The organism is Bacillus sp. X1(2014), from assembly GCF_007678255.1.
In genome coordinates, this window is sequence record NZ_VEED01000011.1 from 120192 (window position 1) to 135942 (window position 15751).

The window sequence follows — 15751 nt, forward strand, 5'->3', positions numbered from 1 at the left end:
ACCTATTTATAAGTAATCCACAAAGCGATTTCTAAACTTTAAATGCAGGGCAGATCCAATCATGAACAATATAATTATGGTTATCCAAAAATATAAAGTATACTCTGGGTATTCCAGCGGATACCATGTTGTACCTAGTAAAGCTGCCCTATAGCCCTCTACAATATAGTATAGCGGATTAATTTTTAATAAAAAGACATAATCTACTCCCTTTATCATTAAATGATCTACATGCCATAAAAAAGGAGTAACGTACAACAGCATTTTTAATATGGACTGAACTACCTGCTGTACATCCCTGACAATTGTTGAGAGAGTAGAAGTTATGAGTGCAAGTGCTAATAAAAAAAGTAAAGTCGCCAGCATAAAATATGGTAATTGAACAAAATAAAATGTTAATTTATAGTCAGTAAATTGTAAAAAAACAGTGACTACAGCAACTAACATTAAATGCGTATAAAAATTCGCCATAATTACAAATGAGGGAATGACACTCATTGGAAAATTCATTTTCGAGATCAATTGAATTCTGGAATAAATAGACCTAGAGGATGCAGAAATAGCAGGATTAACGAAAAACCAGACAATCATTCCCGTTACCATCCAAATAAAAAATGGAACCTGTATACCATTATCCATTGGAACCTCTCTGCCTTTTCGAATTCCGGCACCGAAAACAAACCAATAAATAGTCAGTTGAATCATTGGATTCAGTATTTCCCAAAATCTGCCAAGATAATTATTCGTATTTGCACTTTTCAATTCAAAGGCAGATAACCTCAGGATAAGGTAAAAGGAACTGATTTGCTCCTTTACAATAGTAATCATCGATTTCATGAAAATTGTCCTTCCTATCGCTAATAATAACCTTGTTCATTATACATTAATTTCTCCAAAGGGACATAATAAAAAACAAAGCTTCGACATGAGAATATCGAAGCTTGTCATATTTTATTAATTAATACCCTTTACTCTTGGATTTAAACCTCTCCCCAGTAAAAATGGTTTGCACAAGTTTTTGACTTGACATACCCTTAGAGTATTGATTCCATTTTTCTGAATATATTTCGACAAGGCTAAGATCAAATCGGTCGCTTTTAATTAATTCAATAATCGAATCTGTGTCCTTGACCATTGGACCTGGTAAATTTTCTTCAAATCCTGCCATGACTCCACGTTCCTGTTTATATTTTTCTAAGTCATAGGTAAAAAAAATCATCGGTTTTCGTAAAAGAGAAAACTCGTATGGAATCGAAGAATAGTCGGTAATTAAATAATCGGCTGCAACAAGCAAATCATTAATTTCATATTGATTTGAAGAAAGGTCAACAACAAAATCCGGAAATTGTGTTGAATAATCAACATTATGACTTATTGCAGGGTGTAATCGTAACATTAAAATATAATCAGTTCCAAGCTCCTTTTCCATTTTCCCAATATCAAGGACTAGTTCAAAATGACCCAATTCATTGTCACGATACGTCGGAGCATACAAAATAATTTTTTTGCTCTTTAATACTGGATGTTTACGGATTAACGATTTGACTGCCTCTTGTTTCGCTTGAGAATTAAAATAAAAATCAGTTCTTGGAATTCCGGTCTGCAGGATATTCTCTTTTTTAAGATGAAAGGAATTAATAAAAATTTCCGCCATGATATCCGAACCGACGACAACTTGATCAAATTTACTGTATACCTTCAGAAATCGCTGTTTTGCTTCACCGGTGCGAGTTTTTATCGATTCATCTTCAAGTCCAAACTTTTTCATGGCTCCTGATGCATGCCATAATTGAATGCATTGGACCTCGTCTTTAAATGTTGCCGCAGCTAAAAAGCCGAAATAATTATCTACGAAAATATGGCGAGATGTGGCTAAGTGGAACACCGCTCTTATCCAATTACTTACTACAAAAGGCAACGCAGTTCCTTCATTATAATTTTTAAACTTATGTAACACCTTTTTTTCACATAGAAAAATCACTTCGGTTTGGATACTTTGCCGAAGGATTTCTTCAAATACATACTGGCTATTATCGCCAAAACTTACAACAAATGTGGTTTTGTTTCGAAGTGGAAATAAATTAAAAAGAGCAAACAAGAATTTAAAGACAAATAAATAAAAACAAATGGCTAGTTCCCTAACCATTTGTGACAGCATTTAAATCTTCTTTTATTTGTGAAGTAGAGATCCCAATGGTTCTTGGCAGGTACACCACTTCGCAATATTCTTTTAGAAAGTCAAATTTGCCTTTCCAATCATCACCCATCACAAAAACATCAATATCATGTTTAATTACATCTTGAATTTTTTGGTCCCATGTATTTTCTGGAATCACTTCATCCACAAAACGGATGGATTCTAAAATTAACTTTCTGTTTTCAAAGCTGTGATAAGCTTGTTTGTTCTTCCCTTTGTTGAATTCATCTGTGGAAAGACCAACAACTAAATAATCACCTAAGTCTTTGGCACGGCTAAGTAAATTTATATGTCCAAAATGTAGTAAATCGAAAGTTCCATATGTTAATACCTTTTTCATTAGAGTATTCCTCCTGCTATTAGTATTCGGAAAAAGCGGCAATATTTATTCAATATCATAAATTATATTTCATTTTCAATGTAGTTGACTTCACCAAACCATTATAAGACTATCAAACTTAAAATTCAAATAAGAACTGAATAATTTCCAACAAAATACCATCAAAAAGACTAAAGTCTTTTGAAAAAGCTGACTTGATAAACAAGTCAGCCTCAAAAATTATTTTAGTTCTCGATTAATGTACATTGTACTTACCCAGCCTTTTTTACCGTTTGCTAATTGGACATTGTACCACTTTTTTGTTTTATCCATGACGATATTTCCTTTGGAATCCAAGACCAAATGGACATAAGTGTTTAAAGTAAGTTTAGAGATTTCCTTCTTATCCGTTGAGGGCTCCGGTCGCACATTGACAGAATCCGTGTCTGTAACCCTTCCCAAGTTAAGGACGGAGAAATAATTATTGTACGTTGAGAAAGCAATTTTAAGCGAATAAACTTTGTTTTTAACATTGACCTTGAGCATATAATCATTTGATTTCTCAAGCAAGGTAAACGTTGATCCTTTTTTAACCACACTCGATAAATCTTTTGCTGCTTTCGCTTGTATTCCTGCTGGAAATGTATCTTTCCCAAGTGGAATTCCCGGGAAGGCCGGAACTTTTGTCTGAATAGCAGCCTTCTCATAATATTTTTGATCGAAAGCCATGATCTTCTGCATGTGATTAGCAATCCCGTTTGCCCAGTAAGGGTCACTCGCATACCAATAGTTCATGCCAATACTTTTACTATCGATCCTTTTTTGTTTGGAGTCCTTTGTGAGTTGTCCAAGGAAGGCTCCTTCAAAATGTGTCCCATTCGGATTTAGGTAATCAGCTTTCATTTTTTGGGCAACATAATTGATACACGACTCAACAGTGGCGAAACGGTATGCCCCAACAAATGGTGCGGAATCGTAGGCACCATAACCAAATAAGTTGTTTTTACCTAAAGATATATTAGAAGTTCCAAAGCCGCTTTCGTGAATGGCATGAGCAGCCAAGTAAAGGGCATTGACGCCATACTTGTTCCCTGCATCAATAAATGCTTGTCCCTTATTAAGCAACACACTAGGTTTATTCATATATTTGACATTGGCGGCGATATAATCATTAATTCTTTTCGCTGTTACCGTTGACTTGGTACGTAAATCAATAAACCGATAATCATTTGATTTAACATAGGCCTTTACATAGCTTTTTGAAACATACCCAGTTTTCCCTTGGTAGGTAACTTGATACCAGTCATCATTTTGTTTTCCCTTCGAGATAACCGTCGTTCCTTTTGGGATCACAGCTAATACTTTTGTTCCTTCACCTGCTTGCCGAAAATTCACATCCCCTGTAATGAGATAAGTGGTTCCTGCCGTTGTAATTACGGTAGGTTTATTTGTACTTGTTACGGGTGAAGATTTGCTGACATCCCCGCTATATATGTACACTGATTTTCCTTTATAGGTTACCCGATACCAGGTTTGACCGATACTGTTGATCACCTTTTGTGTCGAGTATAATCGGTTTGCACTAGCAAGACTGGCAATCGCTTTTTTCTTCGTATTTGGACTTGAATAAAGCTTGGTTGTTTTGTTTGTAAAATAATATGTCCCGCTGGTTTTTGTATATAGATTGTATTCCTTTACAAAACTGCCGCTTACCCAGCCAACTTTCTTTGTATTTCTACCTTTAGATTTGTATGTATAGGAAACTTTGTAATAACTTCCGTTTTTCTCGGTGGCATACACGACTTTTCCTTTAGGAATTGTCAGAATGGATTTGTATTTTGTGCTGGCCCCTGATCGTAATCTTAAATTGGCTGTTGTTTGAAACGATGTTTTACTAATTCGAACAAGACTGGCAGCGTCGGCATGTTCGATACCCATTGGTGTGAACGGGATGGTCCCCCCGCTGCTTAAACCAGCGATTAATAACCCAGTGGATAACACAATGACTTTCCCCATGTTTTTCAATGCCCAGCAACCTTCTCTCTCTATAATGCAATCAATTTTTTATTTTATAAAAATAGCAAAATATCTATTTTAAATCCTTCGTATAAATATAAGCCGCACTAACCCAGCCTTTGGTTCCATTGGCCGTTTTCACCTGATACCATGCTTTCGCCCCATCCATCGTTACTGTGCCATCTGCTTTCATGACAATGGAAACATAATCATTTAACGGCAGCTTTCCTAGCGAGGAATTGGATGTTGATGGACCCGTCCGGATATTTAACTCCGAAACTGTCACTCTTCCTAGATTTTGAACAGATATGTAGTTTTTGAAGTTGCTAAAGTCCACATCATTGGTCCAATATTCTTTATTGTCCACTTTCACCCGCAGCCAAAAGTCATTGGTTTTTTCCAGAATGTAAAAGGAGTTGCCTTTCTTCAGCGTTTTTACTGAATCGTGTACGCCCTTTTTACTATTAAGAACAATTTGTTTATCCGCAGGGAGTGTGACAATCGTCTTAATATCAACTGGAAACACATCTCCGCCACCGGGTATGGACGGCCTCGTTGGGACATCGGTATTGGTATCGGCCTTTGCATAATAGGCTTTATCATAGGAAAGAATCTTTTCCATATGCTGACCAATCACTTTTCCCCAATTCGGATCGCTGGCGTAAAAAAAGTTCATGCCCTCACTACTAGCATCAATTCTTTCATTCGTTAATGTTTTGGTACTGAAACCTAGGTATGCCCCTTGGTACTTCCAATTAGCCGGATTTAAATAGGTTGATTTCATTTCACGGGCAATATAGTCAATACATAATTCCACACTTGCAAAACGGTAGGCAGCTACAAATGGCGCTGCATCATAGGCACCAAAGCCAAATAAGTTGTTCTTGGTAATCGAAATACTAGAGGTCCCATAGGCACTTTCGTGAATGGCATGGGCCGCCAAGTAAAGGGGATTGACCCCATATTTCTTCCCTGCATCAATAAATACCTGTCCTTTATTCGTCAAAATACTCGACTTCCCCGTACTTTTTACATAGCCAGCAATGTAGTTATTAATCTGACTGGCGGTTACAAGGGATGGGGTCCTTAAATCAATAAATTGGTAGGTATCTCTCGTGCCCATTGGATCGCCCGTTATTACCTGTTGCAGGTACGTTCCAAATACGTAGCCGCTTTTCCCTGCATAGCTGACTTTATACCAGCCATTAGACGTTTTGCTGGTTGGAATAATGATTGATCCTCTAGGAATCATGGTTAAAACAGCGGCAGTTGTCGCCGCAGCTTGTCTTAAATTTAATTGATCCGTAACTGCATAGGTCGTCTTCGTTACGGCTTGCTCGGTAATGGTGTCGGTTGGAGGATTTTTGTCCTCTCCGTTGTCTGTTCCCCCCGTCCCGGGCGTTTCGGCAGGCTTAGAATATTTCGTAATATCGCCGCCATAGACATAGCCCGATTTCCCGTTATAGGAGACTTTATACCAATCTCCGATTCTTTGCTTAGAAGAAATGATTGTTTGTTTTGGAATTTTCACTAGTTTTGTATAGGCTTTACCATAGGATGTATACAGATAGGTATCTAGTTTGGCTTGATACTCAGCTGCCGCAAAGGAAGTCAATGTTGCTTTGCTAACCTCTCCGCTATAAACATAAAGTGTTTTTCCATTGTAAGACACCCGATACCAGACCTGGCCGATGCTATTTACTGCTTGATAGGCAGAATAAAGTCCGTTGCCGCTTGCGAGGCTGTATACCGCGCTCTTCTTGGTATCTGGAGTAGTGTATAGCTTTACGGTCTTTTTTGTAAAATAATAGCCTCCGCTTATTGCACTATATTTATAGTATTCCTTTAAAAAAGTACCTTTTACCCAGCCCGTGGTTGTTGCATTTTTCCCTTTGGAAGAATAGGTATAGGTCACCTTGTACCAATCTGTTACTTTCTCCGCACTTATGATTGTCTTGCCCTTTGGAATTGTAAGTAATGTTTTATACTTTGTGCTGGCTCCTGAGCGGATGTTGACGTTATCGGTGGTTTGGTACGTTGTTTTTGCAAATTTAACCGTCTTTGGTGCTGTAGAAATTTTCTTGATATAAGAGGCGCTAACCCAACCTGTATTGACGACTCTTTTTCCTTTCAGGGTGTATTGGTAGGAAACCTTTACCCAGGTGCCTTTTTGTTCAGTGGCTGTGACCGTTTTTGATTTAGGGACTAGAAAGATTGCTTTATATTTTGTTGAAGGTCCTGTTCGCAAATTAACATTGTCAGTCGTTTGGTAGCTGATATTCGCCAATTTTATGGTGCTGGCAGCATATGCCAGCTGCACGTTTGATGAAATAACTGGGGTGACAACATCCCCCACTAATAAACTAGTAGATAAGAGAAGAACTTTCCCGATATTTCTCATTGACACACCTCCCTGTCGGAATTCAAATGCTGTATTTATGCATTTTTCTACAAATATAAAAAAAACTCAAATTTTGCCGAATGTTCCATTCTCCCATTAAATCTGGGAAAATATAACGTTATCAATTCCTATTATCGCTGATAAACTCTTGGTTTTAAATAGTTTCCAATAAATACTTGTTGCAATCATAAAAAATAGGTATATTTACTCATATAAGATAACTAGATCTTTCGGAGAATTTGTCATCAATTGCTGACCTATGTGGGATAAAATGACAAAAACACCCAAATTCCAACCTTGGGTGTTTTCGATTCGTTTATTTTTAATTCTTTAAAATGACTTCACTGACTACTCTTTCGGCCGCATGCCCATCTTCTAGGTAACAAAACTGTTGATAAAATTCATTCATCCGTCCATTTGAAACCTTTGTGTTCACTAGGTCTTTTATAGCAGCAATCACTTCTTCTGTTGTTTCGACGAGCGGTCCTGGTGCTTTTTCTTCAAAATTAAAGTAAAAACCTCTAATATCCTCCTTATATTCCTCAAGATCATAGGTAAAGAATATCATTGGCCGTTTTAGATTCGCATAATCAAAAAATACAGACGAATAATCCGTAATCAGTAAATCACTGATCAAGTATAGTTCTTGGATGTCCTCATGTTTGGAAAAATCCCAAGCAAAGCCTTTATACGCCTCCAAGTCAAAGTTTTCAGCGACTAGATAATGCATCCGGAGAATGATAATATATTCATCCCCGAGTTCTTGCTTAAGTTTTTCCAAATCCAACTGCAAATCAAGCTTATATTTACCTTCTTGATGAAATTGATTGTCGCGCCACGTTGGCGCATAAAGGATCACTTTTTTATCTTCAGGCAGATGATGTTTCTGCTTAAACTCCTTAGCTCGATCGTCACGATCATCTTTATAAAAAATATCATTTCGTGGATAACCCGATTCAATCATTTCTTTATCGAATTTAAAGGCACGCCTAAAGATGTCTGTTGAATAGCGATTTGGGGAAATTAAAAAATCCCAGTTCTGTGATTCCAAATAGAATTCGTGTTTATACTGCTCTGTCGTTATTCCAGCCATGAGTACTTCTTTCATATCATGGGCCAGCTTTTTCAAGGGGGTCCCATGCCATGTTTGCAAGTAAATGGTCTGCCTTGGCTTGGGGATCCACAGGGGCATCCGGCTATTAGTCACCCAAAACCTTGCCCTCGCCATCAAAAACAGCCACTTTACCGAAAAACGTCGTGCATACGGAATTCCTTTATCGATAAAGCCTTTTTCAAAACGAGGATCGACACTCCATATAAGTTCATATTCAGGATGATTTCTTTGCAGATATTCGTAAATCGCCCGAGGATTACAACTATATTGCTTGCCAAGAAAGCTTTCAAACATAATTAGCTTTTTCTTCGCTGGAAGGATGGAAATGAATTGAAATACATATTTGTAAGCCAAAATAAATAACTCTTTAAACGATGCAACCACTGTAAACCGCTCTCCTAACCTTGTTGAAAGAAACACCGATAAGGCTGCTTTTTAAATAATCAGCAGCCTCGTGTTTACTCAAAAACCTATTTATTCATTTTTACTTCTTGATTAACCAGCTTCACTAAGTACTCAAGCAATTGCTCCCTTAGTTCCTCTCTGCTTAAAGCCATTTCAATGGTTGTCTTAATAAAACCAAATTTCTCACCCACGTCATAGCGGATTCCTTCAAAGTCATAGGCAAATACATCTTGAAAACCATTCAAGCGTTGAATCGCATCTGTCAGTTGAATTTCGCCGCCTGATCCTGTTTCTTGATTTTCAAGGAGATCAAAAATCTCAGGTGTTAAAATATATCTTCCCAAAATGGCTAGATTCGATGGCGCTAACTCAACGGGCGGCTTTTCAACAAAGTTTCTCACCTCATACATGCGTCCATCTTGGCGGCTCGGATCAATAATCCCGTAGCGGTTTGTTTCTTCCATTGGAACGGGCTGCACCCCAATAACAGAAGAACCTACTTTATCATACATGTTCATTAACTGCTTTAACGAAGGCACCTTTGCTTGGACAATATCATCCCCTAATAACACAGCAAAAGGCTCATTGCCAATGAACTTTCTCGCACACCAAATCGCATGCCCTAACCCTCTAGGTTCTTTTTGTCTTATGTAATGAATATCAACATTCCCAGGCTTACGAACTTCTTCGAGAAGCTCGAACTTCTCTTTACGAGCTAAATTTTCTTCCAGTTCAAATGCGCTGTCAAAGTGATCTTCGATTGCTCTTTTCCCTTTACCTGTTACGATGATAATATCTTCAATACCTGATTCGATTGCCTCTTCCACAATATATTGAATCGTTGGTTTATCAACGATTGGCAGCATTTCCTTAGGCATTGCTTTCGTAGCAGGTAAAAACCTTGTGCCCAATCCCGCTGCCGGAATTATCGCCTTTTTGACTTTACTCATCATGTGTGCCTCCTAATCACTATATATAACTATTACATCTTAGTGGTCAAATAAAAAGTGAGACTAGTACCCTTACCTTCCTAATACTCGATAAAATGTTTCCATTGCCTTTTTATTGTATTCTTCTGGGATAAATTCATCAAGTTTATTATTTAATTCATTCCTTGCCATTTGATTAAGCCCATCTGTAAGACCATTAATGCTATTTTCCACTAATAATCCATACCGCCCGTTCTCTAATACCGTTCGATTCGCAACAATATCCGTCGCAATAATTTTCATCCCGTGGGTCATTGCCTCTAATAATACCATAGGTTGTCCCTCATAATGAGAAGATAACACAAAACAATCACATTTTGTCATTAATGGAAACGGATTTTCCAATTGTCCAACTAGAAACACTGACTGTTGCAGCTGCAAATCTGCAATTAATTTCTCCAAATGCATCCTTAACGGACCTTCACCAATGATATATAGCTTAGAATTTGCGAAGCCTTGATGAAACTGAGCAAAAGCTTTTATTAAGTTATCTTGACCCTTTTCTGGGGATAGCCTCCCCATCGTAACGAAATTTAAGTTATTGGGTAATGGTTCCTGGATACCGACCTTATTAATTTCATTATATTGTACGGTATAATCCTCACTTCCTAATTGGAGGATTTTCTTTGGATTAATCGAGTTCATGGCATAATCAAATTTAAACTCCTCAGCAAATTCTGATAGATTATTTCTATTGAGCTCCATTGTTCCTGAAGAAACACTTACAAGCTTGTCAAAGCGGTGATAGACGGAAAATAAACCCCTTAAATTTCTTCGATGCGGTTTCCGACCATTGATGGCTCGTTCACTATCAGATAGTAAATCATTATGCATATAACATAATTTTTTGTTCGCATTTGCAGCGAGGATATATTTAGACCAATTCAGGCTATATCCACTAAAATCTATCGCATAGTCAAACTTTGTTCTGCCAAAAACCCTCCGGAACTCTCTCCTATATGCGTTTTCAGGGTACAACTTTTTGGTAAAGGCAGTATGGGCGCCACTATAATGAATGAATTTATCGCGATAGTCCTCATAAAGGCTATTAACCGCAAAATCATCTCGAAAAAGGAACCTGGCCTGTTTATTTACTTTTTCGAGATTTTTTAGTATTTCATCAGAGGTGGGTCTATTCATATAGATGCTAACATCATATTTATTAAAATCGATATTGTCAGTAAGATTTATAAAAGAAGAGGTAATCCCATTATTCCGCAAACCACCTGGATAAATCAGGATCTTCTTTTTATCCGCCTCTAATGGTTGAATGACATTTAAAGGTGTTTTACTCTCATTAAAAATGTATTGGACGATTCTGGGTGTTACATTTCCATCGTCATGCGCGGTAAATTTTTCTTTAGCTGCCTGATATACCGGCGTATAATCGCCGCTTATTTTTGAGATATCCCGAACTGCCGTTGACACTTCCTGAATCGTAAAAAGAGTAGGTCCGGGCCATTTATCCTCGCTCAAATAAACACCACGTTCCTCTTTATATGTTTGATAATCCCATATATAGAATAAAATAGGTTTATTTGTGACAAGGAAATCAAAAAAGATACTAGAGTAGTCGGTTATTAAAATATCCACGACACTTAATAACTCATTTGTATCCACTGCATCAGGTATTAATAAATCTTTGATTTCACTAAATTTCCTAGCCTCATTATATAAAAATGGATGTACTTTAATGAATACATTATATTCTTCACCTACTTGCTGCTTTAAATAGGACATATCACGTATGATTTGATCCATATCATTTTTCGCTTTGGAAACACTGTTCCCTTTCCAAGTTGGAGCATAAAGAATGGTCTGCTTGTTTGGATCAATCCTTAGTGCTAATTCTGCTAGGAGTGATTTGAACACATCTGGATCAGTATGGTAGGTAGAATCGATTCGTGGGTATCCTTCTTGGATAATTTCCCCATGATAGAGACCTTTAAGTTTGTAACTTTCAAGGAATATATTGGTGGTATGTTGATTGGGACTTAACAGATAATCAGCACTAAGAAAATTCCTTATGACATTTTGTGATTGTGCTGGATTACCTGGGATATCATATCCCATACTTTTAAGTGGTGTCCCATGCCAGGTATTAATATAAACCTGTTCATCTTTAGGGATAAAAAAAGATTGGAAGGTAGAGTTATTTATTAGATATTTACTAGTTGCTAAACATTTAAGATATTCCTTGGAATGGCGTTTCACAAAGGTGACATTGTTCAGCCCTTTATAGGGTGCCACCACATTATCTATTTCGCCTGAGCTGTTGATCGACCATATATGTTTGAAATGTTTATATTCAGGGTGATTGACAAGGTATTTAAAGATGGCATAGGGACTATCTGATAAACTCTTTCCATCCCTGCTCTCATAAAAAATAGTGTCATCCATCACGTTCAATTTTTCATAATATCCTCGATACTGATAACTCCTGCGATGACTAGCCTTTCTAACATAATTATAGATTGGTCCAATCATAAATTTTATCCGCTTTTTCATGTAAACCTGCAACTCCCTTATCAATTCAACTTACTTATTTATTTTTGATAACTATTTTTTCCATTTTTAAGTCGTTATATGTAAGTATTGATAATTTCGAAGCATCTGATACTGGTTTTTACCTTTTTTAGAAAAAATAAAAAGCAAATGGATTACAGGATGTTTTCCTGCAACCGATTTGCTTTAAATGTTTATTCTAATACCCTATAGAATGTTCCCATTGCTATTTTATTGTACTCTTCTGGAATAAATTCATCCGGGGTGTAAGTGGGCTCATTTTTAGCCAGTTGATTGAGACCTTTTTCCAGACCCTCAATACTATTTTCTACTAAAAGGCCATATCTTCCCTGTTCCAATACAGTTCGATTGGCGACGATGTCCGTTGCGAGAATTTTCATTCCAAGTGTCATCGCTTCTAATAAAACCATCGGTTGTCCCTCGTAATGAGAAGATAATACAAAACAATCACATTTTTTCATTAATGCAAACGGATTGTCTAATTGTCCCACGAGGTAAACTGACTCTTCGAGTTTGAGTTCTGAAATTAAATTCTCTAGATCTTTCCTTAATGGACCCTCACCTAAAAGATAAAGTTTAGAGGTTTTGAAGTTTTTTTGAAAATTCGCAAAGGCTTTTATCAAATTATCTTGACCTTTTTCTGGAGATAATCTTCCCATCGTAATGAAATTATAATATTCATTCGATGGTTCAGGAAAAAAAACTTTTCCTTTTTGTATTCCTAAAGTTTTGATGATTTGGAAACAACGTTTATTTAACCAGCCAATTTCTTCATTTTCATAGGCAAAATAACAGAATGTTTCATCAAGGGTACTGGCTTCTTTAATAATTGTTACTGTTTTTCCATTATACTTTCGTAAATCATTTATTTCCTTCGCACCTTCAAGTCCATTCACTGTCCTCATGATTACATTTTCATCTGCTAAGTTGATTGTAGCTACCCTCTTTATTGTCTTTTCTGAAATAATAACCGGTTCCTCAATCATCGAAAAGGCATTTTGATCGAGCCAGCCAATTTTTTTCCCATCATGATAAAAAAAGTAAAACGTCCCTTTTACAGTTTTATTACGTTTCGTCACGATTACTTTTTCACCTATTAATGCCTTGGCATCGATGATTTTTCTGCAGCCTAAATTAGGATACGGTTTTGACCATACTTCGTAATCTCCTGGATTTGAAATCATAGCCAGGTCAAATAAGTTCTTTTCCTCTAGTATTCGATGATTGATTATTTGTTTACTCTTTTTTGAATTAGCCAGTTTATACAGAGATATCTTGATGTTCCCCTTGATTCGTTTTTTATTATCGTACTCTTTAATAATCGACAATGCCGAAGAATCAATCCAGCCGATGACAGTTCCATTAATTGAAAACCTGTTATAAATTCCACGCTGCGTTCTAGCCTCTAAATCCACCATAACTTGCACACCTTTATAATCCTTACTTGAGGAAATTTTTTTAACTCCCTCAATTTTATATGGTTTACTCCAAATATCACGGGCATGTACAAACTTTAAAATGGCTATTTTGTTTACTTGCTTTTCATATATAATTCTGTCGGGTAAAAGTTCAAAACATTCTTGATCAAGCCAGCCAACAATACGATCTTCGATACTGAATTTATAATAAACATTTGTTCCAACCCGTGCTTCACGTAATATCGCTACCTCTTTATTTAAAAGGCTGTCTGCAGGTGCTAATTTTTCAGCCCCTGTTAACACCGCTGGTCTATTCCAGATAAAATGATCCTTAGTATTGTTTATAAAGGCCCGTGATTGAAAGGGAATATTACTCAATTGCTGATCACTTTGCATACCATTCCTTGAGTGGTCCATTAATTGGCCAATGCTCTCTTCACTCTCTAATTTTAAAATTTTTTCAGGATTAATCGAATTCATGACAAAATCAAATTTAAATTCCTCGGCAAATTCCGTTAAATTACTTTTATTAAGCTCCATTGTTCCGTGGGAAACACTTACTAGCTTGTCAAACCTATTATAGACAGAAAAAAGTCCTCTTAAGTTAATCCGATGCGGCCGGCGGCCATTGATGACCTTTTCACTATCTGTAAGTATGTCATTATGCATATAACATATTTTTTTCTTCGTATCAGATGCGAGCAAGTATTTTGCCCAATACAAGCTGTAACCACTAAAGTCTATTGCATAATCAAATTGTGATTTCCCTGAAAATCTTTTGTATTCCCTCCGATATGCATTCTCAGGGTAAAGTCTTTTTGTGATATTACTATGTGCCCCTCTATTATGAACAAATTTATCTCGATAGACTTCAAAAAGGCTATATACCGATAATCCATTCCGAAAAAGGAACCTAGCCTTTTTATTCACCTTCGCGATATTATTCAATGCTTCTTTCGATTTTGGTGTATTCATAAAAATACTAACATCATACTTAGTAAAATCAATGTTATCGATCAGATTAATAAAGGATGATGTAATGCCATTGTTCATCAAACCTCCTGGATAAATGAGAATTTTCTTTTTATCCCTGTCTAATTGATTTATGACATTTATTGGCGACTTATTCTTATTAAATACGTATTGAACAATTCTTGTAGTAACATTACCATCATCATGTTTTGTGAATTTATTTTTTGCAGCCTGATATACAGACCTATAGTTTTCACTTATTTTTGAAATCTCTTGAACAGCACCTGCTACCTCTTGGACGGTAAACAGAGTCGGTCCTGGTAGTTCGTCATCAGATAAATACATACCTCTTTCTTCACGATAATCGTCGTAATCCCAGATATAGAATAAAATTGGTTTATTTGTTACTAGAAAATCAAAAAAGATACTCGAATAGTCAGTTACTAAGATATCCACAAGGCTTAATAACTCATTCGTGTCCACAAAATCTGGTATTAAGATATCTTTTATTTCGTCAAATTTCCTGGCCTGGTCATATAAAAATGGATGGACTTTGATATATAAGTTATATTCTTCTCCCACTTGATTCCTCAAATAGGACATCTCACTAATAATTTGAAACATATCATTTTTCGCCTTGGAAACATGGGTCCCTTTCCAGGTGGGTGCATATAGAATCGTCTGTTTTGTTTTATCAATGGTTAACCCCAATTTAGTTAATAAAGATTTAAACACCTCTGAATCTGTATGATAGGTAAGATCGATTCTTGGATAGCCTTCCTGAATAATTTCTCCGTTATATACACCGTTCAGTTTATAACTATCAAGAAACATGTTTGTTGTATGATCATTCGGACTTAATAGATAATCCGCACTTAGAAAATTCCTTACCACATTCTGGGAGTGAGCTGGATTACCAGGGATATCAAATCCCATGCTTTTAAGGGGCGTTCCATGCCAAGTATTAATATATACTTGGTCATTTTTAGGGATAAAAAAAGACTGAAAGGTTGAATTATTAATTAGGAACTTACTAGTAGCTAGACACTTGAGATATTCCTTTGAATTACGTTTGACAAATTTTACATTTTTCAATCCTTTATAATCTGCAATTACCGTTTCTAACTCATTTGAACTATTTATAGACCAAATATGTTTGAAATGCTTATATCCGGGGTGATGTAAGAGGTATTTAAAGATGGCATATGGACTATCTGTTAAACTTTTCCCGTCCCTGCTCTCATAAAAAATAGTATCATCAATTACATTTAATTTTTCATAAAACCTTCTATATTGGAAATTTCTGCGATGATTTGCCTTTTTGAAATAATTATAGAGTGGTTCGACGATAAAATTTTTTCTTCTTTTTAAAACCTTTTTATTCATGAAAATCT

Annotated in this window: 8 protein-coding genes and 1 pseudogene; all 9 read right to left on the reverse strand. The window is 36.3% G+C overall.

The window, feature by feature from the left end; all coding sequences use genetic code 11:
* Window positions 1-6: 6 nt before the first annotated feature.
* Window positions 7-837 (reverse strand): ABC transporter permease, encoded by an 831-nt coding sequence (locus FS608_RS19515; protein ID WP_144554139.1) that lies wholly within the window; start codon window positions 835-837, stop codon window positions 7-9.
* A 121-nt stretch (window positions 838-958) separates the two neighbouring features.
* Window positions 959-2158 (reverse strand): CDP-glycerol glycerophosphotransferase family protein, encoded by a 1200-nt coding sequence (locus tag FS608_RS19520; RefSeq protein ID WP_260871743.1) that lies wholly within the window; start codon window positions 2156-2158, stop codon window positions 959-961.
* On the reverse strand, window positions 2139-2537 hold the full coding sequence (tagD, locus tag FS608_RS19525; RefSeq protein WP_026567721.1) for a glycerol-3-phosphate cytidylyltransferase: 399 nt from the start codon (window positions 2535-2537) through the stop codon (window positions 2139-2141). The genes FS608_RS19520 and tagD overlap by 20 nt, the downstream gene beginning before the upstream one ends.
* A 219-nt stretch (window positions 2538-2756) precedes the next feature.
* The gene (locus tag FS608_RS19530; protein WP_144554143.1) at window positions 2757-4532 is read right to left on the reverse strand and encodes an SH3 domain-containing protein; all 1776 of its coding nucleotides are present in this window, start codon (window positions 4530-4532) and stop codon (window positions 2757-2759) included.
* Window positions 4533-4605: 73 nt separating this feature from the next.
* Entirely contained in the window at window positions 4606-6933 is a 2328-nt protein-coding gene (locus tag FS608_RS19535; protein ID WP_144554145.1) for an SH3 domain-containing protein, read from the reverse strand.
* A 322-nt stretch (window positions 6934-7255) separates the two neighbouring features.
* Window positions 7256-8398 (reverse strand): annotated as a pseudogene (locus FS608_RS19540) (CDP-glycerol glycerophosphotransferase family protein); the annotation flags it as partial.
* A gap of 119 nt (window positions 8399-8517) precedes the next feature.
* Window positions 8518-9402: a UTP--glucose-1-phosphate uridylyltransferase GalU gene (galU, locus tag FS608_RS19545; RefSeq protein ID WP_026567716.1), complete on the reverse strand. Its 885-nt coding sequence runs from the start codon at window positions 9400-9402 to the stop codon at window positions 8518-8520.
* A gap of 72 nt (window positions 9403-9474) precedes the next feature.
* Window positions 9475-11949, reverse strand: a complete 2475-nt coding sequence (locus FS608_RS19550; protein WP_144554147.1) for a glycosyltransferase — start codon at window positions 11947-11949, stop codon at window positions 9475-9477.
* Between the two features lie 191 nt (window positions 11950-12140).
* Window positions 12141-15743, reverse strand: a complete 3603-nt coding sequence (locus FS608_RS19555) for a CDP-glycerol glycerophosphotransferase family protein (protein WP_144554149.1) — start codon at window positions 15741-15743, stop codon at window positions 12141-12143.
* Between the last annotated feature and the right edge of the window lie 8 nt (window positions 15744-15751).